At 38.5% G+C, this 25,306-nt stretch carries 22 protein-coding genes; all 22 read right to left on the reverse strand.

Annotated elements, in window-relative coordinates:
* Positions 1–47: 47 nt before the first annotated feature.
* The gene (locus O3793_RS02375) at positions 48–2,375 is read right to left on the reverse strand and encodes a DNA internalization-related competence protein ComEC/Rec2 (protein WP_371445323.1); all 2,328 of its coding nucleotides are present in this window, start codon (positions 2,373–2,375) and stop codon (positions 48–50) included.
* Positions 2,372–3,007, reverse strand: coding sequence for a helix-hairpin-helix domain-containing protein (locus O3793_RS02380; RefSeq protein WP_371445325.1), 636 nt, complete (start codon positions 3,005–3,007; stop codon positions 2,372–2,374). Before O3793_RS02380 ends, O3793_RS02375 begins: the two co-directional genes overlap by 4 nt.
* Before the next feature lie 59 nt (positions 3,008–3,066).
* The gene (locus tag O3793_RS02385) at positions 3,067–4,110 is read right to left on the reverse strand and encodes a SepM family pheromone-processing serine protease (protein WP_371445327.1); all 1,044 of its coding nucleotides are present in this window, start codon (positions 4,108–4,110) and stop codon (positions 3,067–3,069) included.
* Complete coding sequence (coaD, locus tag O3793_RS02390) at positions 4,097–4,630, reverse strand: pantetheine-phosphate adenylyltransferase (RefSeq protein ID WP_371445329.1); 534 nt, start codon at positions 4,628–4,630, stop codon at positions 4,097–4,099. Before coaD ends, O3793_RS02385 begins: the two co-directional genes overlap by 14 nt.
* A gap of 1 nt (position 4,631) precedes the next feature.
* Positions 4,632–5,207 carry a 16S rRNA (guanine(966)-N(2))-methyltransferase RsmD gene (gene rsmD / locus O3793_RS02395; protein ID WP_371445331.1) on the reverse strand — a complete coding sequence of 192 codons (576 nt, stop codon included), beginning with the start codon at positions 5,205–5,207 and terminating at the stop codon, positions 4,632–4,634.
* 513 nt (positions 5,208–5,720) lie between these two features.
* A complete protein-coding gene (locus tag O3793_RS02400) occupies positions 5,721–6,152 on the reverse strand; it encodes a NusG domain II-containing protein (RefSeq protein ID WP_371445332.1) in 432 nt (143 codons plus the stop codon).
* Positions 6,136–6,570, reverse strand: a complete 435-nt coding sequence (locus tag O3793_RS02405; RefSeq protein WP_371445333.1) for a hypothetical protein — start codon at positions 6,568–6,570, stop codon at positions 6,136–6,138. The genes O3793_RS02400 and O3793_RS02405 overlap by 17 nt, the downstream gene beginning before the upstream one ends.
* Positions 6,571–6,750: 180 nt before the next feature.
* On the reverse strand, positions 6,751–7,671 hold the full coding sequence (locus tag O3793_RS02410; RefSeq protein ID WP_371445335.1) for an ABC transporter permease: 921 nt from the start codon (positions 7,669–7,671) through the stop codon (positions 6,751–6,753).
* An 18-nt stretch (positions 7,672–7,689) separates the two neighbouring features.
* The gene (gene opp4B / locus O3793_RS02415; RefSeq protein WP_371445337.1) at positions 7,690–8,652 is read right to left on the reverse strand and encodes an oligopeptide ABC transporter permease; all 963 of its coding nucleotides are present in this window, start codon (positions 8,650–8,652) and stop codon (positions 7,690–7,692) included.
* A 2-nt stretch (positions 8,653–8,654) separates the two neighbouring features.
* Entirely contained in the window at positions 8,655–9,599 is a 945-nt protein-coding gene (locus tag O3793_RS02420; RefSeq protein ID WP_371445339.1) for an ABC transporter ATP-binding protein, read from the reverse strand.
* A complete protein-coding gene (locus O3793_RS02425; protein ID WP_371445340.1) occupies positions 9,599–10,600 on the reverse strand; it encodes an ABC transporter ATP-binding protein in 1,002 nt (333 codons plus the stop codon). Before O3793_RS02425 ends, O3793_RS02420 begins: the two co-directional genes overlap by 1 nt.
* 312 nt (positions 10,601–10,912) lie before the next feature.
* Positions 10,913–12,688 (reverse strand): oligopeptide ABC transporter substrate-binding protein, encoded by a 1,776-nt coding sequence (locus tag O3793_RS02430; protein ID WP_371445400.1) that lies wholly within the window; start codon positions 12,686–12,688, stop codon positions 10,913–10,915.
* Positions 12,689–12,889: 201 nt separating this feature from the next.
* Positions 12,890–14,677 carry an oligopeptide ABC transporter substrate-binding protein gene (locus O3793_RS02435; protein WP_371445342.1) on the reverse strand — a complete coding sequence of 596 codons (1,788 nt, stop codon included), beginning with the start codon at positions 14,675–14,677 and terminating at the stop codon, positions 12,890–12,892.
* A 300-nt stretch (positions 14,678–14,977) separates the two neighbouring features.
* Positions 14,978–15,958 carry a hypothetical protein gene (locus tag O3793_RS02440; RefSeq protein WP_371445344.1) on the reverse strand — a complete coding sequence of 327 codons (981 nt, stop codon included), beginning with the start codon at positions 15,956–15,958 and terminating at the stop codon, positions 14,978–14,980.
* On the reverse strand, positions 15,945–17,132 hold the full coding sequence (locus O3793_RS02445) for a hypothetical protein (RefSeq protein WP_371445346.1): 1,188 nt from the start codon (positions 17,130–17,132) through the stop codon (positions 15,945–15,947). The genes O3793_RS02440 and O3793_RS02445 overlap by 14 nt, the downstream gene beginning before the upstream one ends.
* Positions 17,133–17,143: 11 nt before the next feature.
* Positions 17,144–18,031: an ATP-binding cassette domain-containing protein gene (locus O3793_RS02450; RefSeq protein ID WP_371445348.1), complete on the reverse strand. Its 888-nt coding sequence runs from the start codon at positions 18,029–18,031 to the stop codon at positions 17,144–17,146.
* 387 nt (positions 18,032–18,418) lie between these two features.
* Entirely contained in the window at positions 18,419–20,212 is a 1,794-nt protein-coding gene (locus O3793_RS02455; RefSeq protein WP_371445350.1) for an oligopeptide ABC transporter substrate-binding protein, read from the reverse strand.
* 286 nt (positions 20,213–20,498) lie between these two features.
* A complete protein-coding gene (gene acpP, locus O3793_RS02460; RefSeq protein WP_048712281.1) occupies positions 20,499–20,738 on the reverse strand; it encodes an acyl carrier protein in 240 nt (79 codons plus the stop codon).
* Positions 20,739–20,921: 183 nt separating this feature from the next.
* Positions 20,922–21,815 carry an ABC transporter ATP-binding protein gene (locus O3793_RS02465; RefSeq protein WP_371445352.1) on the reverse strand — a complete coding sequence of 298 codons (894 nt, stop codon included), beginning with the start codon at positions 21,813–21,815 and terminating at the stop codon, positions 20,922–20,924.
* Entirely contained in the window at positions 21,808–22,854 is a 1,047-nt protein-coding gene (locus O3793_RS02470; RefSeq protein ID WP_371445354.1) for an ABC transporter ATP-binding protein, read from the reverse strand. The genes O3793_RS02465 and O3793_RS02470 overlap by 8 nt, the downstream gene beginning before the upstream one ends.
* A 10-nt stretch (positions 22,855–22,864) precedes the next feature.
* Positions 22,865–23,857, reverse strand: a complete 993-nt coding sequence (gene opp3C, locus O3793_RS02475) for an oligopeptide ABC transporter permease (protein ID WP_371445356.1) — start codon at positions 23,855–23,857, stop codon at positions 22,865–22,867.
* Positions 23,857–24,801, reverse strand: a complete 945-nt coding sequence (gene opp3b, locus O3793_RS02480) for an oligopeptide ABC transporter permease (protein ID WP_371445358.1) — start codon at positions 24,799–24,801, stop codon at positions 23,857–23,859. Before opp3b ends, opp3C begins: the two co-directional genes overlap by 1 nt.
* Positions 24,802–25,306 lie beyond the last annotated feature (505 nt).

The raw sequence follows: 25,306 nt of genomic DNA on the forward strand, positions 1-25,306 counted from the left end.
TTCTTCGCCTCCTGTTGTTTTAGTTTATCTTGAAAACGAGTCTTTGTCTATTGTTTCAATTCTTTTTTTCGTTTCGTAAGCCTTGTTGTGACTTCTAATTTTTCGCGGGTAAACTGAAGCCGAATTTGCCCGTCTTGGTCCGTCCGGAAAATGATAGCGCCAGTAGCTTTCAAGCGCGCCAAAGTCTCTGGACTTGGATGCCCATAGTGATTGTGCTTCCCACACGATATGAACGCGACCCTTGGCTGAACGAGTTTGAGAAGCGCCTCGCCACTCGATGTCCTGCTCCCGTGATGCCCCACTTTAAGGATAGAGAACTGCAAGTTTGGATGTGCCCTAACGACAGCCTCTTCCACCTTCTCTGAAGCATCTCCCGTCAGAAGAATGGTTTGCTTCATCACCGTGACAAGAGCCAGTATCGAGTCTTCGTTTTCCGCATGAGACAAATCTTTTGGCCATAGCACCTTCCAAGTTGTCTCATTCCATTTCCATTCATCTCCTGCCAGTACCAATCGCCACTGTGTCTTTGGATACCTTTTCTTCATCTCCTGCATCAAGGGAATTTTTTCCATTCCTTTTCCAATAATGAGTTGGCGGATAGTGAGATGCTTGGCGATGGTTTTTAAGTTTCCAACATGGTCTTCGTCCCCATGAGACAACATGACTTGTGAGAGCTCCGAGAGGCCTTCTGCTTGCAAGGCGGGAACAACTGTCGTAATTCCTTGGTCTTTTTTCTTCCTGTGCCGCCACGCCTCTTTCTGTTTAAAATCAGAGAGACCCCCTGTATCAATAAGCGTTGCCTGATTCCACCCTGGCGCTAAAAGAAGGATGGAGTCCCCTTGCCCAACGTCCACCATCACGAGTTCCGTCCCCCAGTGATACGGCACTTCAATTAATAGCGCTAAAAGTGCAATAATACAAACAATCCCTTTTCGAATCGTCATCTTTCGTTGCTCAAATAAAATCCCAACGACAATAAGGATTGTAAGAAAGAGAATTACTTCCCATTTGTCCCAAATCCCCAGTGTGAATTTCGTAAAGGACAACTGCTGGCAGAACGTAAGAACACGAGAAACTCCAGAAAGAATGAATTCTCCAAAAGTTGTTAGAAGGTCAATTAGCGAGCTTAATCCCAAAAGTACCGCGACTAAATACGCTGTTAACAATGGAAACAGCAGCATTTCAAACAACACCGAAAAGAGCGCAGTTAAAAGAATACTTAGTGCATTCCAATAAAAGAAATACTGGCACAGAAGAGGCAATGCGATAAGACTCATCCCAATCGGCACCCACAAATTAGCGCGAATGCGAGGCAAGACAGCTCGTTGCCATTTCGAGAGAAAAATAATAATGACCGTTAATCCATAACTGAGTTGAAAGGCTACATTTAAAAGAATCCCTGGCCAAACCAGAATAGACGCTATCGCCATCCAGAGTAAGCAGTCCATCTGCATGCTCCCCCGTTTCTTGATGAACGGTTTGGATAAGACGCCTAACAACACCATACCAATGGCACGGGTACCGCTAATATTCCAGCCAATCACAAATCCATAGAGCACTACAAAAAGCACCAGTAATCCCCGCGTTTTTTCTCTAGTAATGCCGCTTCGCCAACAGAGTCGTTCGATGCAAGCGACCATTAAGGAGATATGTAATCCCGAAATCGCTAAGAGATGCAAGAGGCCCAGTTGCTTGTATTGTTCCCACTCTTCTTCGCTAAATCCACTTCGGTCCGCTAAGAGTAAGGCGCCTGTATATTGTTTTATGCGGCTATCTTTTTGAGTACGCACAACTTGCAATAACTGAGACCGCAGATGCTCCACAAAGCTCCAGAACCCCGAAACGGGCTTCATACTGGAATTCATTCGCTCAACCTTCAAAGCGTGCAGCACCCCAAGACTCAGATAATAGTTTTTCGCATCGAAATTCCCTTTATTACGTGCATGCTCAATTTCTTCAATGGCCCCTTCAACCGAAACTCGAACTACTTCATGCAACTGCAAGAAGGCTTGTTGCTCAGATTCCGACTCGACAACGTAATAGAAAAAGACTTTCTCGTGCTTCGTTCCTGCTTCCAGCGTGGCAGTTCCGGTTACTAAATCGCCATTCACTTTTAATTGATTCGGGTTTAATACGAGTTGCCCATGTATCGCATCATCAACCATAAAAGACGGATGTGTCACTTCTCGTATATATAAAAACAACCGCATCCCTATCGCTACACATAGGACGATACCGAGCACTCTTTTCCAATTCTCTTGTCCTCGTTTCCACGCCACAACAATAATGCATAAAGGGACAATCCACCAAGCGACTGCCCCTTCGAAGACAACGATGCTAGACGCTACAAGCACTGCTAGTATCCAGTAACTCATTGCGTCACAATCCTTTCCTGAAAGGAGTCGAAGAGCTTCTTGCCAATGCCACGGACTTTCATCAAATCTTCCTTCGTTTTAAACGAACCGTTCTTCTTGCGGTACTCGATAATCGCCTCGGCCTTTTTCTCGCCGACACCCTTCAATGTCTTCAACTCTTCCACCGTTGCCGTATTAATATTCACTTTTCCTTCTTTAGTGGCTTCTTTACTCGTTGCTCCCGCTGGAATCGCCGCAGCTCCTTCTTCTCCAACTTTTGGCACAACAATCACCATCTGATCTTCTACTCTTTGCGCCAAGTTCACTTTCTGGCTATCCGCCTCCGCCGTCAATCCTCCAGCGGCATCGAGCGCGTCCTTTACACGGTCTCCAACCTTCATTTGATAGACTCCCGGATTTTTCACCGCTCCTTTAATATCCACGAAAATGACTGTTTCTTGCGTCGTACTGACTTCTGTCTTTTCTGCCAGCATTGTCGTCTCTACCACTGTCGTTCCTTCCACGGACTCTTCTTTTTTAGAAAACAAGCCTCCCACACCCACTAATATAAGAAGAATTCCACCAATGACAGCAGCCTTGGCCGACAAACTCCACGACTCCCATTTTTCTTTCCACTCATCAAAAAAAGCCATTTCTCTCACTCCTTAAAAAGATTTCTCCAATTAAAGATATGAGAAAAATGACTCATTGGTTATAGATTTTTTAGAATTTCAATGGCTTCATCCAAAGTCTTCACAGGATAAATTTTAATATCTGTCCCTAACTTCGCAGCCGCTTCTTTGACTTCTTCGTAGTTCGATTTAATATCTGGATAACGAGCACGCATTTCGTCCGTGATTTCATCATCTGGGGCTAAAAAAACCGTCGCACCTGCTTCAATCGCAGCTACTAATTTCTTATCAATTCCACCGATACGTCCAACCGTTCCATCTAATTCAATCGTTCCTGTTCCGGCAATATTATGTCCGTTTTTTAAATGACTATTCGTAATTTGGTTATAAATTTCAAGCGTGAACATCAAACCACCTGAAGGGCCACTCACACCATGAGGGTCAAATTCAACGGATGGGTCAGAAGTCACATCTTCATCCACTTCCCCGCCAAATCCAAGACGGATACCACCAGTACGGCTATCCATTTTCAACTGACCTCTGATCGACATTGTCGCATCATCACGTTTCACTTGAAGGACGAGCGTATGTCCTGGTTCAAGGCTTGCTAAATAGTCTCTTAATTCTTCGAAGCTCTCATCCGTATTCCCTGGACTCTTTCCGTCAATCGTTTCGATAATATCTCCGACTTTTAACTTATCACGGAAATTAGAGTTTGGATCCACACGTGTGACGAAAATACCATTTACATGTCGTTCGACCGTTTTTCCAGCAGCTTCAAAAGCAACTCGAACCGCTTTTGATCGTGCATTACGCATACTGAAATCTTGCAGGGTATCGAATTCTTCTGGCGTATAATCCCCGAATACCTCTTCAGACGGAACCATTTCGTGATGCTTCAAGAACTTCTTAAAGTACGTTAAAACGGTCGCCTGCTCGACATACACCGTCAGCACCCTGAGAGAACCTGGATCCTCATCTTTTGCTCCACTAATCGTTAAAAATTGGGATACTTCTTCTGCAGTCCCTGGCGATTCAATCACATACGGGATTGGAATCATCGCCACAATCGCTAATACAACGAAAATTAAGGCCGCAATAATAATCTTCTTAACCTTTGACATCTGTTATCTCCTCATCCATTTTTATTGTGCGTTCAGGCGCATCTTTGTATTTTTCTTGTAAGGCATCTGCTACTACAGTTGGAACAAATGGCGTTACGTCCCCTCCAAAGCGAGCCAACTCCTTCATCATTGACGAACTTACAAATCGGTACTCTTCTTTGCTGAGTAATAATACTGTCTCCACATCACCATTTTGAACACGGTTATGGGATGCAAGAGTCGCTTCATATTCAAAGTCGGTTGCGTTTCGTACGCCACGGACAAGAACGCTAGCTCCTAATTGTGCTGCAGCCTCTACAGTTAATCCTCCGCTTACGGCTACCACTCTTGCATTAGGTACATGCGCAATCACCTCTTCAACCAGTGATTTTCGCTCATCTAAAGAAAATAAATAATTTTTCTGAACATTATGCGATAAAACGACAATCACTTCATCGAAGAGCTCACTGCTTCGCTCGATGATATCTAAATGCCCATTTGTAATCGGGTCGAAGCTTCCAGCTACTACCGCTTTTCTCATATTAAGCCTCCTCTTCGCTAGTCGCACGGTCGAAAAACACTAGGGCTGTAATGCCGTACTCCACACGCTTATATTGCTCAAAGTCTAAAATTAGCTCTGGAAGTTGCACTTCCTTATCCACCTCGCAGACAATCACGCAATCTGGAGAAACTAGATTCAACTCTTGTAACTGCTCAATGTCCTTTACAATTTCTTGCAGGCGATATGGCGGATCCATAAACACAAACTCGAACGGTTCAAACGCTGGGTCGCTTGCAATGGTTTTGAGTCCTTGTTTCACATTTTGTCGTTTTAAATGAAATTGCTCGGGTGATTTTGTAATCTCAATATTTTGCTCAATCGTCTTTTGTGCCAGGCGATTGTTCTCGAATAGAAACGCACGGTCCATCCCACGAGAGACAGCCTCGATGGCAACGGCTCCGCTTCCGCTATACATGTCGAGCATGACTCCTCCGTCAAAATAACCGCCAAGAATATTGAAGAGCGATTCTTTTATCTTGTCAGTCGTCGGACGAGTATTTTGGCCCGGTACTGCCTTTAAGCGTCTTCCGCCAAATTCTCCTGAAATAATTCGCACAGTGCATTCCTCCTTATTCCACTATAATACCATATTCCAGCGCTCTTTCGTGAGTTTTTTATAAAATAAGTAGTGCATCGACTGAGCAAAGGATTTCTTTTGGTACTTCTTGAGCGTTAGCCTAAGACGATGAATCGAATCCTTGCGGATTTTTTTATAATAGCTGTAATGGGGCACCGGCTTGAGCCATGGTCTCAAGCTCTTTCAAGATTCAAACGTACTCTAGAAAATAAATTTTCAAGAGTACGTAATTCACTTTGAATGCTATCCCCCATTACTGCTATTATAAAATCCGCTAAATTCTCCTCATCGTCTAGTTCAAAGAGAAATTCTTATGCAGTAGTGCTCTTATTTTTATAAATGCACGAAAAAATATGGAATAATAAATGCGCTGTGTGATTTTAGTTAATTTGGCGCACCGCAAAGGTAACGAGCAAAATGCTCTCCTCCTTGGAAGGGAAACAGTCGAGAAAGAAAAAAGTTCGCCACGACTGTAGCGAACTTTACATATTTCTATAACGGGATAATGGTGTCATTATCACTAGTAGCAGGCTCGGTTGAGACAATCTCAATCATCAGCCCATGTGGCAAGCAAATACTTGTCTGACCTGGTTGGGATATCCAACCTGTTTGCACCGCGATTTGGTCTGGACTATTATCCTCCTTGTCACGGATACGCGTTCCATCGATTTCAATAATATTATATTGATCGTCATGCGGGAAGTAGATGAACTCTTCATGCGGCGTATTTTCACTGAGTTCAAAGCGCTCGATTTCTTCTCCATCAATTGTGAGAATCGCGTAGATTTTCGCTTCTTCTTTTCTCGTTGCTTGTTGATAAGCAAAGATTGCATTTGGTAAAAATGATAGTGCCAATAAGACGAGCACAATAATAACGTCGAATGGCTTTATCAAATGGGAATACTTCTTAACTATCGTTCTCATCCTTTAACTCTAATAATGTTCTACGTACTTCTGAGGCAATTTTTGAGCCAATCACGAGTAATTCATACAGCGTAAAGGTCTCAAATGGAGTTACTCTCCCCACATAGCGAATAAAGAGCTCGCCGTCTGTATCCATTAGTAGCGTATAGTATGCCACTAGTTCTTGGTTCAAGCGATTAATGGTGTAGAGCACCTCGAATAAATCTAAGCCAAAGTCTCTTCCATTCCCGATTCCTTCATAAGTAATCTGGTAATCGGTACGATCCTGGCTATCATCGAACACGACGCTAAATGGAAACTCGGCTTCTCCTTCTGAATACAGACCAAGAAACGCGATGCCACCATCGCCTAAATCTTTCTTATCCAGCTTCAAATCACGATTCTTTAAAACAGTCTCAAACGATTCACTAACCTTCATCGTGGCCACTCCTTTCGCCATTTGTATATTCTATTTTACTAGATTCCCTCCTATTTCACAACCAAACACCGAGACCCTGCACTTTTCTTCTCTATTAGATACGAAAAAATTTTCTATTCGGCTTTTTCTGCACAAAAAAAGAGACTGAAGTTTCCTTCAATCTCTTTTGCAAATTTATGATTAACCTAAACGTTGGCGAGAGTCCGCTGCACGTTGTAGGGCTTGACCAACATAGTTGATACATAACATCATGATAAAAATTAAGATTGTGGCTGGTAACCAAACCCATAATTTGTTCTCGATGATGTCCGCATTTTTCGCTGCAGAAATTAATGAACCAAGTGATGGTGTTGTAAATGGTAAACCGAAACCTAAGTAAGTTAACCCTGTTTCAATACCGATGTTCCCTGCTAAACGTAAGATTAAGTTAACGATAATTAATGAACTTAAGTTTGGCAAGATTTCACGGAACATGATTCTAAAGTCACTTGAACCTAATGTCTTAGATGCATTTACATAGTCTAAGCTTGCTTCTTGAAGAGTACGTGTTCTGAATAAACGAGCAGAACCTACCCAATAGAAGGCTGTCATGATTAATACGAAGTGGAACATTGTGTAGTTCGGAATCACTGTAACAAACACGATGATAATCATCAATGTTGGTAAGATCATGATAAAGTCAACGATACGCATTAAAGTTGTGTCCACCCATTTACCGTAGTAACCAGAAATCAATCCGACAAAGATACCAACGATACATGTCAAGATTGTAATTGAGAAACCGATTAATACTGAGTTACGAGCCCCGATAATTAAGAGGGCTAAAACGTCACGACCACTTTCGTCAGTCCCTAACAAGTGTGCATTTGTTGGGGCTTTATAACGACCTAAGATATTTACTTTTAAAGCAGCCTCTTGGTCGATAAAGAATGGTCCGACAAAGATGATTAAGAAAATCAACGTTAGTAAAATTAACGCGAAAAGCGCTAATTTATCTTTTAAAAACTCCCGTACAATAACCTGAAAACCAGCAGGTGGTGTAGATACGGTGCTTTCTTCAACGACAGTTTCTTCAACTGTATTTACATTATTTTGCTCCATTTGCTACTCCTCCTTTTATTATTGTACACGAACACGTGGGTCTACAATACTCATGATAATATCTGATAAAAGCGTACCTAGAAGAGTCGCTGTACCAAAGAGTAATAGTAATGCTAAGATTACTGAGTAGTCACGTCCTTGAATTGATGTTACGAATAAGTTCCCCATTCCAGGATATGAGAAGATGTTTTCAATAAACACTGACCCACCGATTAAACCAGTGAATTCATACCCTAAGAAGGCTGCGATTGGCAAGATTGAGTTGCGGAAGATGTGGCGGTTGAACACGACATTTTCAGGAACCCCTTTTGCACGTGCTGTACGAACGTAGTCTTGGCTCTTCGCATCGATAACTCCTGTACGTAAGTATTGAATCGTACCAGTTGTTGAAAGAATCGCCATCGTAAACGCTGGTAAAATCATGTGATGGAATTTGTTTACATAATAGCCCATTGTTCCAGCAACTACATCTGAATCGACAGAACCACGAGTTGGGAACCAACCTAATGTATAACCAAATAACCATAATAGAATTAAGGCGAATACGAATACTGGGATTGAGTAAGTAATGAATGTATATACTACGATTGCTTTGTCAGCCCAAGAGTTTTGGAAACGACCTGCAATCATCCCTAATGGTAATGCAATTAAATAAGTTAAAATCAATGTTAGTAATGATAACCACACTGTGTTACCGATACGCTGTCCGATTAATTTTGTTACTTCATATTTGTAAGTATAACTTTGACCGAAGTCTCCGCGGAATGCTTTTGAAATCCAGTTCCAATATTGAACAGGAAGTGGATCATAGAATCCAGATTTCACACGTAAAGCTTCAATTGTATTTGGGTCCGTTTCTGGAGTAATTAAACCTGTAAATGGATCCCCTGGCATCATTTTCGCGATTAAGAATGCTAGCACACTAAGGATGAAGATTTGTGGCAACATTAATAACACACGACGTAAAATGGTTTTCCACATAACTATTTCCCTCCTTTTGGATTTAATGCAACAAAGTGTGAGTCTGAGATTTTTTGTAAATCAAACACACGACCGTTTTCATCGTAGTATAAGTTTTGATTTTCTTGGTAGAATTTCTCAGCTTCTTTACGACGAAGTTTGTTTGCTTCACGGTTTTCTGGATCGATTACCGGAATCGCAGACAATAGACGTTTTGTATAGATGTGTTGAGGGTTCGCGTAAATATCTTCCGATTTCCCTGTTTCAACGAAACGTCCACGGTACATGATGAATAACTCATCACACATATGTTTTACAACCCCAAGGTCATGGGAAATAAATAAGTAACTTAAGTTGAACTCATCTTGGATGCGTTTCATGTAGTTTAACACTTGCGCTTGTACAGATAAGTCTAACGCTGATACTGGTTCGTCGGCGATGATTAAACGAGGGTTACTTGCTAAGGCACGAGCAACACCGATACGTTGTCTTTGACCACCTGAGAACTGGTGTGGATATTTTAATAATGCTTCTTCAGATAATCCGATGATTTCCATTAATTCAATCACGCGTTTTCTCTCTTCATCTGGAGATAAACGTTCGAAGTTTCTTAATGGCTCAGCTACGATATCTAAAATACGTTTTTTAGGGTTAAAACTTGATAGTGAATCTTGGAAGATCATTTGTACGTTACGGTTGTAGTCTGAAGTACGACGACGTGCTTTGTTTGTTACGTCTTCTCCTTCGTAAATGACTTTACCGCTTGTTACGTGTTCTAGACCAATGATTGCTTTACCAATAGTTGATTTACCAGAACCTGATTCTCCAACAAGACCGTAAGTTTTTCCTTCTTCGATTTCAAGTGATACTCCGTCTACCGCATAAACATGATCCGTTACTCGGTTAAAGAAGCCACTACGAATCGGATAGTGAACTTTTAAATCTTCAATGGTTACAAAACCGCTCATTATGCTTCCTCCCCTTCAAAATGGAAATGTTTATAACATGTACAACGAACGAAGTGGTTTGGTCCAACTTCATGTAGTGTTGGATCCTCTTCGTGAGCGTCCGCTGAAATCCATGGAATACGTGGTGCGAAACGGCAACCCTTACGTGGTAATTTTGGTAATGGTGGCACTGTTCCTTGGATCACGTGTAATTCTTCGCCTTCTGAACCCGCTTGTGGGATTGATTGTAGTAATGAACGTGTATAAGGATGTTTAGGATTTGTGAATAGCTCTTCAACAGGTGCTACTTCCACAAATTGTCCAGCATACATCACGGCTACACGGTCCGCAGTTTCTGCTACTACCCCAAGGTCGTGCGTGATTAAGATGATACCTGATTCTGTTTCTTTCTGGATATCATTTAATAAGTCTAAGATTTGCGCTTGGATTGTTACGTCTAAGGCAGTTGTTGGTTCATCGGCAATGATGATTGGTGGTTTACATGATAAAGCAATCGCGATAACCACACGTTGACGCATCCCACCTGATAATTCGTGTGGGTATTGTTTGTAAGTACGTTGTGGGTTTGGAATCCCTACTTGTCCTAACAATTCAAGTACGCGTTCAGTACGTTCTTTTTCATTTAAATCTGTATGATAATAAAGAGCTTCATCGATTTGAGCACCAATTGTCATTAATGGGTTTAACGAAGCCAATGGATCTTGGAAAATCATACCAATATCATTTCCGCGAATTTTGTTATATAACGCTTCGTTTAAGTTTACTAAGTTCACATCGTTATAAATGATGTCCCCTGTAATCTTTGTGTTATTTTTGTTGTGTAAGCCCATGATGGTTGTCGCTAATGTAGATTTCCCACATCCTGATTCCCCAACGATGGCCAAAATTTCATTCTTTTCTAATGTTAATGACACATTATCTACTGCATCATAAAAATCATCTTTGATACGGAAACCAACGTGTAAGTTATTGATTTCTAATAGTGGCTTATCAATTGTCAAATCCGATTCCTCCTTATTTTCTTTGGTTAACTATTTCAATATTTAAAATAATAAAACAACGTTTCTATTATACGTTGCATGCTCTCTTTTTGCAAATTGTATGACAATTCGAGCGCAGATACAGCGTATTTTTAGTTTACCATGAATCCTGCGTGATTACCATTATTTATGAGCAAAAAATTAACTTTTCTCATGTTATTTTAATTTTAAATTCAAATTTCACTAAAATCCCGTCATTAATGCGTTTTCATTGATTTTATGGATTTTGTGCAAACAAAAAGAGACGAACCGAAGCTCGTCTCCTTCCAATTCTTATTTAGCACCAGTATCACTTGTTAATTCTACTTGATATAAAGCAGATTTCTTGCTGCCTAAGTTTACATCGAAGTATTTCACACGTTTATTCACTGCTGTAAGTTCTTCTCCGACTAATGTTGGGAAGATGAATGCTTTATCGTGAACATATTTTTGCCATTCTTTATAGAACTCAACGTTTTTAGCTGAATCAAATGATTCTGTTGAACTAATTTTATTCATGATGGCAGTTCCTTCAGCATCTACATAACGTTCGAAGTTGAATTGTGCTGTTTCACCAAATAATCCTGATGGATTTGGATCGTAACCAGTAGACCAACCAGCTGAAAACACATCGATTTCTGGGTCATCCGCTTGAACTTTATCATAGAATGAGTTCAATTCGATTGTACGTCCAGTATACAATTGAACATTCAATCCGATTTCTTTCCACCAGTTCAAGTATTGTTGCACAAGTGACTCATTCGCTTCGTCACGAGTACGTGCAGCAAAGTTGATTGTCAATTTAGAACCGTCTTTATTTTCACGAATTCCGTCTCCATCAACGTCTTTATAACCTGCTTCATCAAGCAATTGTTTTGCTTTTTCTGGGTTATATGAGAATCCTTCTTGATCTTTGTTATATACATCTTTGAAGAATGGAATGATGATTGAGTTAGAAGAATGTTGTAATCCATTGTACAAGTTTTGACCTGCCGCATCGATATCGAGTGCGTATGCCATTGCTTGACGTAAGTTTACATCTGACATTTTCGCATTTGGATCTGTCACGTTTTTACCAGTTTCTTTATCATATTTTCCTAAGTGGAAACCGATATATTCATAAGCAGATGCTTGTGAACCTAGAAAAGTCACGTTTGTTAAATCTTTATAAGCTTCGTATTGTGAGTTTGGCATAGTAGCGATATCGTAGTTACCAGCTTTCATTTCTGAAACGATGTTATCTGGAGATACAACTTCCATTACGACTTTATCAACTTTCGCTACTCCTCTGAAGTAGTGCTCGTTAGGAACTAATGTCACAGATTCTCCTGCAACAATCGATTCAATCTTGAATTGACCTAAACCAACGAATTTTGTTCCACGAACATAATCACTTTTTTCCCATTCAGCTTCTGGAATATCTTTAAAGATGTGTTTTGGCATGATGTATGCACACACAGAACCACCTGCTAATTGCATTGAAGGGCTCATTTCTTTGAAGTGAATTTTCACAGTGTAATCATCCACTTTTTCAAGACCAGAAACGCTATCCGCTTTTCCATCATGATATTCTTCCATACCAACTACATTTTTATAATCATCATCGTAACGAACACCTGTATAGTCTTTATTACCGATGGCTTGGTAAGCAAAGATGTAGTCGTCGATGGTTACAGGTTGGCCGTCAGACCATTTATAGTCTTTTGAGTTTAATGTAACGGTTGCTGTTTTATTTTCAACGTCAAATTCAATACTTGCAAGACCTGTATTTGTTAACTTACGGTTTTCATCGTAATCAAACATACTCTCATCAATTAGACCACCGATACTTGAGTCATTTGTATCCGAAGATAACTCATCCGCAAAAATTCCAGAGAAAGGTGAAGAAGATACGATTGCGTATTTTAATGTTCCTCCCTTGATTGGAGTTCCGTCGTGAGTGACTTCAGAAGCGTATTTCGTCGTTCCACTAGTGCTACTTGTTGAAGATGATTGTTCTTTATTACCACATGCAGCTAACGTCAAGGCAGCCGTTGCAGAGAATAGAATCATCACATTTCTCTTTTTCATCATAATCAGTCTCCATTCTTTTATTTTAAGGCTTTTGAGTGTATCCATAAATTTATGTTGGACTTATCATACTCCAACTTTTTAATAATTGCAATAGTATTTCTAATCTTTTTTTAATTTTCATCAGTTTTTTCTCATTTTTGAAAACTTTTTTCATAATGAAAACAAGCCTAGGAAAATTCCTAGACTTGTTTAATTGCATTATTTAGCTGCTGTATCAGAAGTTACTTCTAATTGGTATAATTGTGCTTTTGAATCTTTAGTTGCAATTGAAGTGTCATAGTATTTCACACGTTTGTTAACCGCTGTTACGCTATCCCCTACTAATGTTGGGATTAAGAACGCTTGGTCTTTAGCGTATGCTTGCCATTCTTTGTAGAATTCTACGTTCTTAGCTTCATCAAATGCCTCTGTAGAAGCAATTTTCTTGATGATTTCAGTACCTTTTTCGTTTACATAACGAGAGAAGTTGAATTTAGCAGTTTCACCGAATAAGTTTGCTGGGTTTGGATCATAACCAACACCCCATCCAGCTGAGAATACATCGATTTCTGGATCATCCGATTGAACTTTTTCGTAGAAGTTATTTGATTCGATTGTACGACCTGTGTAAAGTTGTACGTCTAATCCAATTTCTTTCCACCATAATAAGTATTGTTGAACTAATGATTCGTTGGCAGCGTCACGAGTACGTGCAGCAAAGTTGATTTGTAATTTAGAACCATCTTTGTTTTCACGAAGTCCGTCGCCGTCTACGTCTTTATATCCAGCTTCGTCTAATAATTGTTTCGCTTTTTCTGGATTATAAGTGAACCCTTCTTGTTCTTTGTTATATACGTCTTTGAAGAATGGTAAGATGATTGAGTTTGTACCATAGTTTAATCCGTTATATAAGTTTTCACCGGCTGCGTCGATATCTAATGCATAACCCATCGCTTGACGTAAGTTTACATCAGCCATTTTCGCATTTGGATCTGTAACGTTTTTACCTTGAGCCTTGTCGTATTTACCTAAGTGGAACGCGATATATTCATAAGAAGGCGCGAATGAACTTACGTAAGTTACGTTTGTTAAATCTTTGAACGCTTCGTATTGAGCACTTGGCATTGTAGCGATATCGTAGTTACCAGCTTTCAATTCAGAAACGATTGCATCTGGTGATACAACTTGCATTACTACTTTATCTAATTTTGGACGACCTTTGTAGTAGTATTCGTTCGCTTTCAATGTTACAGATTCCCCTGCAACTACTGATTCGATTGTGAAGGCACCAAGACCAACTACTTTAGAACCACGAACGTATTCGCTTTGTTCCCATTCTTTTACAGGGATATCTTTAAAGATGTGTTTTGGCATTGTGTATGCTGGAATTGCACCACCTGCTAATTGCATTGATGGTAACATTTTTTCAAAGTGAAGTTTTACTGTGTAATCATCCACTTTTTCAACACCAGAAATTTTATCTGATTTGCCTTCGTGGAAATCTTTCATCCCTACGATGTTTGTATAACGGTCGTTGTAACGTGAACCAGTGTAGTCTTTGTTACCGATCGCTTCGATAGCGAAGATATAGTCATCGATTGTAAATGGTTGTCCATCTGACCATTTGTAGTCTTTAGCGTTTAAAGTAATTGTTGCAGTTTTTCCTTCAACGTCTAATTCGATAGATGCTAAACCAGTGTTTGTTAATTTACGGTTTTCATCGTATTCAAACATTGATTGGTCAACTTGACTCGCAATTGTTGAGTCAACTGAGTTTGATGCTAATTCATCGATGAAGATTCCACTGAATGGTGAAGCCACTACAAGTGCGTATTTTAATGTTCCGCCTTTGATGGCTGTTCCTTCATGTGTCACTTCTGAATTGAATTTTGATTTTGAAGAAGCTTTTGATGCTTCAGATGAAGTGTTGCTTTTGTCTGCTGTGCCACATGCTGCTAATGTTAGCGCTGCTGCAGCTGATAAGAATACTAAACTCTTCTTTTTCATGTTTCCTCCGCTCTCAGACACCCGATTCAACTTCCTTTGTATGTTGAATTGTCTGACAAATTAATACTTGATGTTAATTTTAACATAATTTTAATTTTTTGCAAGCAAAATCTCTAAAATAATTTTGTGATTTAAAATTTTTCAATCGATTATCATACAATTCAATTACGTTTAAATAACACACTCATAAAAATTAACCCTAACACAAATAAAGAGCTCAGCACCCTGAGCTCTCTATTTTTAATAGCAAGATAAGGTAAGTCAACAACATCTTTTGAAAATGAAAGAACCGCACACCATCTAAAGGTTAGTCAAAAGATGGTAAAACGAAATCCAACTAGTTGGCAAAAAGTTTACCCACTCGCTTGTATTAATAATTGAAAGAAAATACCCCAACTCTATAGTATTGGTTATTAACGATTTCTTTACAATCTTTATCTTGGTTAAAGCATAAAAAATAACAACTATTACAATAGATTGATATAGAATCATAGGAACAACAATTTCCTTTAGAGAAAAAATATTCCAAATTCCTTGAATATTGCTAAAAACAGTAATAGGAATTACAAATATGGATTCTTGCAATAACACTCTGCAAAACAATTCAAGTAATAAAATATAGAAAACAGATGGAATTAAGAATAAATGTGAGAGATAATTCCACAGTCTACTCTCATTAATTTTATTAGAAGATATTGGGATTACTCTATACAGTTTCGCTTTTTTGTCATTTATCTCCATTTCTCTATTAATTAGTACTACACTTATCAACAATAGAACACTAATAAGCAATAACTTTATAGCCACCTCCAAAAACGGGGCTACTTTGTTATACTTTTTAAGGTTGATGTTGTGTTCGATTAGATAATCCGTTATTTTTGCAGATTTTTCTACCCCTGCTTTTAGAGCTGCAATTCTTTCCCTCATTGTTTCAGGCAATACACTTAATAAGCTATCAACACTTTCAACCCTCTGATTATTAAATTCTCTTAATTTAGAATAATTATCATTACGGTACGCAATATACAAATTACTGCTTACGAAGTTGAAATGTTGCACTTGTTCATTAAGTTCATCGCTAATCGTCTCTCCACTATTTTCAATATCCGTTAGATTTTGCAATACTATTTCCTTAATTTGATAATCTTCTTTCAGAAATATAGCATCAGTTCCGACACTTGATTCAAATAGAAACAACCCACTTAACAAAAGTAAGACAAATCCACAAAATATTAGTGTCGGTTTGTATATTAGTTTATGTACCCATCTACTTATTCCCATATTTACATCTCCTATCTTGTTGCTTAATGATTAAGATTAGCAAAATAAATAGCAAACAAATATACATAAATATGCTCTTGCACGCATCCATATAACTAAAAGGATAATTGTAGATTAGTGATTTATTTCCATTTAGAGCAGACACCGTATCAATATAATAGATTGGACTCAACGCTGGAAAATGTTTGTATATTGAAGAGTGAATCATCATTCTTTCTAAAAAAAGTACAAATAGTATTAGAGATGACGAAAAAATTTTAGATCTTGTGATTTGAAATAGGATGGTGGCCATCATTATAAACAATAAATCTAGCAAGAATACAATAAATAAAATAGGAATCATGAAGTAGAACACTGAAACACTTGTTGCTTCATTATTCATACTAAAAATTACAATTGATGGAACTATGTGTGGATTGATAGTCTTAGTAAGAAGTAACATAACAAACACAAGTATCGATACGAAAACTTGCACCCCAAATACTAAACACGTAGAAATCAATTTCTTCTTAATTTGATACGAAACAAAGGATTTAGGTATAGTTCTCCAAACAGAATCTTTTACCTCAAAACTTAAAATAAGGTCCATCATTAGTACTACTATTAGAAATAAAATCAGAAAGAAATTAGAAAACAATTTATTTTCGCCAATTATTTCATAAAAATCACTTCTTAGCACATCAGAAAAAGACAACTCTTTGAGTTTGGAATTATAAAAATCCAATTTATGATAATCTCTAATGAAAATTCTCCTCACATTCTCTTTAGCCGTCTTAAAAGGAACATTATCTACTTCCATTGCAATACTTCCGTACCCAAAAAATTCTGGAAAATTTTCATATACTGTTTCTCCATATTTAGCAGCATTACTAAAATATAGTAAATAATCACTTAAATTATTGTCTAGTAAACTTTGACTAAATAGATTAACATTATGAATAAACTCATAATATTGTTGATAATCCTTTCCCTTCTCTCCACCTGAGCTTTTCAAGTTTTCAAACCGTTTATTTACTTGCAAAGTCATCAATGCACCATTTCGACTTTCTTCCATAATTTCATCATCCGTTTTAATTTTAGGAAGAATTATGGCAATCGACAAAATCAAAAAAATCATCGTTCTCTTTAAAATGGTTTTCCAATCAAACATGATTTTCCATATGAAACTAAGCATAAAAACCACCCCTAACCGTACAGGCTTCTATAAATCATACTGATTTTTTCTCTTCCCAACGATATTGAAGTGACTCCAGAGTTTTCTTCCAATAATCCATCCAAAATTATCTTTATTTCACTATTATTTTGAGGAGAAAAAACAATTTTATTGTCTGCTAACAACTCTACTGGATACGGATTCTTATAACGTTTCAAATGTAACTCATCAATAAATTTTACTACCAATTTCTTATTACGGTTGAGATCAACTGCTCTTACATCGATTAATTTACCATCTTTCAAGAAAAGTACGCGGTCATAGCATTCATCGAGATTTTCTAATAAATGGGAAGCTAAAAGCACAATATTCCCGTTATTCTTTAAATCAAAAATAACAGATTCAACCTTTTTTACATTTTCTTGATCTAAACCGTTGAGAACTTCATCAAACAAGTACACTTCCGCACCACTAATCAAACATAAAGCTAAACATAACTTTTGTCTCATTCCCAAGGAATATACACTTACCTTCTTCTTGATATAACTACTCATTCCGAGTAGTTCTTCAATTCGAATGATATCTTTTTCCTTCTTCCCCCAACTGGATGCAAATAGCTCCATATGATCACGACCAGTTAATTGTTCATATAAATCCATCGGCTCTAACATTTTGGTTACAATAGCCTTATACTTGATATTCATTCCCGCATTTAACCCACTATACTGAATCTCACAATTTGGAGAAACAATATTTCCAGCTATGATATCCATTAGGGTACTTTTTCCATACCCATTAGGTGCTACTATTCCAACAATCTCACCTAACCCAATCTCAATCTTATTTTTTAAAAATATAGGATTAGATGGAGTATATGAAAATTGTTCAATATTAATTTTTAGAGATTTCATTTTGTCCATCTTGCTCCATCACCTTTCTTCTAAGAATTTTTTTGTGCAACTATAAACTTCTTGCTCTGAAGGGATTGAAATAATACTAAATCAATTAACTAACATTTGAATTGTCATTTATTATTCTTTTAATCAAAATTATTAAAGCGCTTTCATCTCTCGATACAAACCAACCCCTATCCACACTAATCACACCTGAAGAAAATATAATAAATAAATAAATTTGTTACTACTTTAACAAGTATATTTTACTACGTTTATAATAAAAGTCCAGAATAAATTTTCGACTGATTTTATTTTGTAATAATTACTTACGATAATATTTATAGAAATAAAATTATAGATAACACAAAAAAGGCCTCGCATTTGCGAGACCTTAGATTGAATGAAATTCAATTATTTAGCAGCTTCACCAGTTTCAGATAGTAATTCTACTTGTTCCCATCCAGTATCTTTACCTTGAGCAATATTTACGTGTTTCACACGTTTGTTTACTGCTGTTAATGAGTAAGTGTTGAAACGTGGAACTTGGAATGGATTTTCGAATACGAATTTTTGCCATTGTTTGAATAATTCAACACGTTTAGCTGGGTCGAATGAAGCTTCTGAAGCAATTTCACTAATTAATTTAGTGTGTTCATCATTCACATAGTGTGAGAAGTTGAAACGAGCGATTGGTCCGTATAATCCATCTGGGTCAGGGTTGTAACCAATTACGAATCCACCTAACCACATATCGAAGTCATTCGAATATGTTGTTAATTTTTCAGCATATGAGTTAAATTCTAATGAACGACCGTTTAATAACTCTACGCGTAGACCAACATTTTTCCACCATTCGATGTATTGTTGATAAACAGCTTCATCTGTTTGGCTACCAACTGGAGCTAATAATGTGATTGTTAATGGTTTACCTTCTTTGTCTTCTACATAACCATCGCCATCAGTATCTTTATAACCAGCGTCTGCTAAGATTTTCTTAGATTCTTCTGGGTTGTATGTGAATCCTGGGACTTCTGATTTATCCGCATAGATTTGACCAAAGAATGGCGTTAATAATGTATTAGCAGCGATACGTAACCCTTGGTAAGTTTCGTTAGCTACTTGTTCATTATCTAATGCATACGCAATTGCTTTACGTAAAGCAGGATCACTCATCTTCTTACCAGGTTCGAATACGTGTTCACCTTTTTCTTTGTCAAAGTGACCCATGTTAAAACCAATGTAAGAAATATTGTTTGTGATGTTACCGAGTAATGTGATATTTGATAAATTTTTATAAGTATCATATTGATCTGCAGGCATTGAAGCAAAGTCATATTTACCGGCTTTTATTTCTTGAACGATTGAATCTTGAGATACAATATCCGCTTTTAAGCCATCGACTTTTGGTTCGCCTTTATAGTAGTAAGGGTTTTTCTTAAATGTTACAGATTCTCCTGGAACAACTTTGTCCACGATGAATGGTCCGTTACCAACCACTTTAGTACGAGCCGCATCTGAAGCTACAGCCTGATCATAAGTCATACCTTTGAAAACATGTTTTGGCATGATATTAGCCATAATCGCATTTCCACCTAATTCTAAAGCTGGATATACTTCTTTCAAGTGAATGACAACTGTTTGATCATCTACTTTTTCTAGACCTGAGATTTTATCTGCTTTTCCTTCATGGAATTCTTCCATACCAACGATGTTTGCAGCATTTTCATCGTAACGAACACCGTTATAGTCCTTATTACCGATGAATTCATAAGTGAAAATATAGTCATCAATTGTTAAAGGTTGTCCATCTGACCATTTGTAGTCTTTAGAACGTAATTTTAATGTTACAGTTTTCTTTTCTCTATCTAAAGTGAATTCCATCATACCGCCATCTTTTTTGATGCGTTGGTTTTCATCGTATTCGAATAAGGATGCATATGCAAAGTCTTCTAATTGACCATCGGAATTGTCTACTGATAGTATTGGGTTGATTAACCCTTTAAATGGTGAATCTGATACAATCGCGTAGTTAATTGTACCGCCTTTTACGACTGTCCCTTCATTTGTTACTTCAGTTGGGAATTTACGTTCTGATGTTTTCGCAGCAGATTCCCCACCTGCGTTATTCGCTTTGTTGTTATTACATGCAGCTAATGTTACTAAAGAAGCAGCACCTAATAAACCAGCAATTACTTTTTTGTTCATGTGTTTCCCTCCAAATTGGAATGATATTAGAATAACTTAAATAATACTCCCATTCCCATCTTACTGCAACCTTTATTTCGTTTTCTCACCATATTTTTACCAAAATATCATTTATTCTTAATCATGAAATTCGCTTCATCATCGCGTTCCGAGCACATTACACGACATCTGTCTATAATCAAAGGACAATTGATTCTTCTTATTTCTTAACATCTCCATACTATCAACATTTCTAGCAGAAACACAAAAAAAGCCGGAAGTTTTTACTTCCGGCTTTCCCATTTTCTTATTGATGAGCTGCAATATAATTAACTGCGTCTCCAATTGTTGTAATGTTTTCTGCATCTTCGTCAGAAATTTGAACACCAAATTCGTCTTCTAATTCCATAACTAATTCCACAACATCTAGTGAATCTGCACCTAAGTCTTGTTGGAATGTCATGCCTTCCGTTACTGTTTCTACGTCAACGCTAAAGCGGTTCGCAATTAGTTGAGCTACTTTATCAAAAACTTCTTGATTTGACATAACTCTCTCTCCCTTCTCATTAAGGTTCTATATTCGGTACTGCACCATTTCGGGCAGATCCTCTTCTCCGCAACCATGTGCGGGCTATCCTCTAAATGGATAGTACTGTTATTTTACAGAATTCTTGTGAAAATGTCTATACCTTCAATAAAAAGTACGATTTTCTTAGCGATTTCTTATTACTTAACGAAGAACAAAATGCCCAGGTTCCACCTCTTGTAGACTTGCTTCTTCGCTAAACTCTTCCCCTTTATACACCAAACGTTTGCGATTCTTTTCTTCGCGCGGATCTGGAAGCGGAATAGCCGACAGCAGGCTCTTCGTATACAGATGCTGCGGGTTATTATACACGCAGTCCGCAGAACCTAACTCCACAATACGACCACGATACATCACTGCGATACGGTCGCTAATGTATTTCACCATAGATAAGTCATGGGCGATAAATAAATACGTTAGCCCGATTTCTTTTTGTAATCTCTTGAGTAAGTTCACGATTTGCGCTTGAATCGATACGTCTAGCGCTGAAATAGCTTCATCACAGACGATGAATTTTGGATTCACGGCTAAAGCACGCGCAATCCCAATCCGTTGACGTTGACCGCCTGAGAATTCATGCGGATAACGGTTGGCATGTTCTTTATTCAATCCTACTGTTTCAAGTAGTTCATCCACCATGGCATCGCGTTCTTCTGCTGTTTTCGCAAGGTCATGAATATCAATGCCTTCTGCGATAATATCACGTACTTTCATACGACCATCAAGTGATGCATACGGATCTTGGAAAATCATTTGCGCTTCTTTACGAAACTCGAGCAATTCTTTCCCTTTTTTCAAATTCGCAATATCTTTTCCTTCGAAGAGAATTTCGCCTTCAGTTGGTTTATATAAACGAAGCAAGGCACGTCCAGTCGTTGATTTTCCAGAACCAGATTCTCCAACGAGACCGAATGTTTCGCCTTCATAAATCTCAAAGGAAATATCATCGATGGCTTTTACCACGTTTTTCTTCGAACCAAAATACTGTTTTAAGTGTTTTACTTCAACTAGTTTTTTTCTGTCTTCTGTATTAGTCATGCGCCTGTCCTCCTTCTGTAAAGAAGAGGTTTCGTCTTCTTACGATTTCTTCTGGAACAGGTACTTTTGGAGCACGCGGATCCAAGAGCCATGTTGCTGCAAAGTGTGTCGGACTCACTTCAAACATCGGCGGTTCCTTCACACGGTCAATCTCGAGCGCCACATCACTACGAAGCGCAAAGGCATCTCCGACTGGTGGGTCGAGTAAGTCTGGGGGACTTCCAGGAATCGCATAGAGCGTATCTCCTGTATGCAATGTTGGCATTGAACGAAGCAATCCCCAAGTATATGGATGTTGCGGATTGTAAAATACTTCATCCGCTGTTCCTACTTCAACGACTTTTCCGGCATACATGACGGCTACACGGTCTGCGACATTGGCCACCACACCAAGGTCATGCGTGATAAAGATAATCGCCATTTGGAATTGTTGTTGCAGTTCTTTTAAAAGCTCTAAAATTTGTGCTTGAATCGTTACGTCAAGCGCTGTTGTCGGTTCATCAGCAATCAGCAAATCTGGATTACATGCTAAGGCAATAGCGATGACAATCCGTTGACGTTGCCCACCAGAGAATTGGTGAGGATATTGTTTCATACGCTCTTTGGCATTTGGAATACCTACAAGCTCTAGTAATTCTTCAGCACGTTTATCGGCTTCTTCTTTTGAGGCTTTCTCGTGCTTTATAATTACTTCTGTAATTTGTTTTCCAATCTTCATCGTAGGGTCGAGTGACGTCATTGGGTCTTGGAAAATCATGGCGATTTTCTTCCCACGAATCGATTGCATATCACGTTCGCTCTTTTCGAGGATATTTTCACCTTTAAAAATGATAGCCCCCTCTTTAACGACCGCATTATTCGATAATAGTTTCATGACACTTTTGGCAGTCACACTTTTTCCTGAACCGGACTCACCGACAAGAGCAAGTGTTTCGCCTTTTTCTAACTTCAGATTCACTCCACGAATCGCCTGTACTTCTCCCGCAAATGTTTCGAAGTGGATTCGTAAGTTTTCAATCGATAAAATAGTTTCGCTCATTCGAATCCTCCTAGTCTTTCATTTTCGGGTCAAAGGCATCTCGTAAACCGTCTGCCAATAAGTTAAAGCTAATCATTAGAACACAGAGCACTCCTGAAGGGAACCACATCAAGTGAGGATATAAACGGAAAGTTTTATACCCCCCATTAATAAGGGCTCCAAGAGACGCATCCGGACTTGGAATACCGATTCCAAGGAAGCTTAAGAAGGCTTCAAAGAAAATCGCTGATGGGATAGAGAACATTGTCTGAATGATGATTAAACCTGCCATATTTGGCAATAAGTGTTTAAAAGCAATCTTCCAGAAATTCTGCCCTAGCGCACGAGATGCTAAGATGTATTCTAAATTCTTTTGTTTCAAGGTTTGCGCACGAACGACACGCGCCATTGTTACCCAGCTAGTAAATCCAATCGCGATAATAATCGACACGAGACCTGGTTTTAACACAAGTAACATCAATACAAGAATGATTAAGTTTGGAATCGCTGAGATGATTTCTAAGAAACGTTGCATCACGGTATCCACACGTCCCCCGAACCATCCAGAAATAATTCCGTAAGTCACACCAATCGTAATATCAAACAACGCTGCCACAAAAGCGATAATGAGCGATGTTTGTGTTCCGTAAAGCACACGTGAGAATAAGTCACGGCCAAGGTTATCCGTTCCAAAGAAGAAGTTTACGCCTTCTGGAACTCCTTGTTGCGCATACACATCGACGCCGTTACGGTATCCGTTGAAGAGACCTGGAATACGCGCTGGTAAGTTCGCAAATTCAGTGTTTTGTTCTAGTGGATCAAATGGTGCAATGACCGGTGCTAAGACCGCTAGTAATACAATCACTAGAATAATAAAGAGCGATACTAAAGCTCCTTTATTTTTCGTCAATCGTCTCCATGAATCTTGTAAGAAGTTTAGAGAAGGTGCAGCGATTTTTTCACGGTCAGCACTATGCGTTAAATCCACACGTTGGAATAACTCTTTTTCTGTTAATTCTGCCATTACGCTTCCCCTCCTTCATCAGTAATACGAATACGAGGATCAATCCATCCGTATAGCAAGTCTACAATTAAAATCACAAATACGAGCAATGCAGAATAAAGCATTGTTACCCCCATAATCGTTGGGTAGTCATTCGTTAAAATCGATTTGACAAACTGTTCCCCAATCCCAGGAATCGCGAAGATGTTTTCGATTACCATCGACCCTGTCATAAGCCCAACAAGCATTGGCCCAAGAATGGTCACAAGCGGAATAATCGCATTTCTAAATCCATGCTTGAACGCGACTTCGAAGCGGCTTAAGCCCTTTGCACGCGCCAATTCAATATAGTCCGAATGCAATACTTCTACCATTTCCGTTCTTACAAAACGCGCAGAATCAGCAATTGGAGAAATCGCCAGCGCCATTGTTGGAAGAATCGAAGAAACAAACCCTTGATTCCATAGCGCAATTGGTAGAATTGGGAAAATCACCCCAAAGACTAATTGAAGCACTACGGCAAACACGAAACTTGGAACCGAACGCCCAATAATCGCAAAAAATGTTGCAAGTGTATCTACCCATGTATTTTGCTTCATGGCCGCAATCATCCCGAGTAGCGACCCAACAATGGTCCCGAAGATTAAGGCTTGGAACCCTAATTGGAAACTTGGCCCTACACGCGAGAAAATCAAGTTTGCGACTGTTGAGTTATATTGGAACGATTGTCCAAAGTCTAAACGGAATAACCCCGTAATGTAAATCAAATATTGAACAAATACAGGCTTATCGAGGCCGTACTTGGCATTCATAATTTCTAGTTGTGCCTGTGTTAACTGTTCTTCATTGGCATATGGAGACCCAGGTAATAGTTTCATTAGAAAGAATGTAATCGTAGCAATCAGGAATAACGTTAGGAACATGTAGAAAACACGTTTCCCGATATATTTTAAATAGTTTTTCAACTCTGCACCTCCATCGATATCTTAATTCTGTTTCATCATACTATCTAAAGAATTAAAGTTTCAACTAATTAGTTTCAGGCTAGCCATTGCGCATTGCCAAAAGTTCTGATACAGTGGAAAGAACGACATGAAAAGGAGGAAGCTTATGTCATTCGACTACAAAAAAATAGGACTCATCTCAGGAATCCTACTATTATTATGCGCATTGTATGTAACTTTAACTAGCGGCTTTAGTCTTCTAGCCCTCAGTAACGCTCTTTTTATGTGCGCACTTGTCTGTTTAATGCTGGGCCTTTTTGCCTATTTAAGTCGCACCGACTTCTTCACCCTTTTCCTGAAGAGCTTCACTCCTAATAAGGAGCACAAGAAGCACACCCTCTTTACCGCATCATCGACAGTCCTCTTTTTAGAGGTAGCCGCACTTCTTGGAATTCTATCTATAATATTTGGATTCTTCCTATTATAATTATAAAATGAAAAGCCGTGTCCTCCTAGAAGGGCACGG

Origin of the sequence: Granulicatella sp. 20925_1_28, from assembly GCF_041433575.1 — a bacterium.
Classification (GTDB): domain Bacteria; phylum Bacillota; class Bacilli; order Lactobacillales; family Aerococcaceae; genus Granulicatella.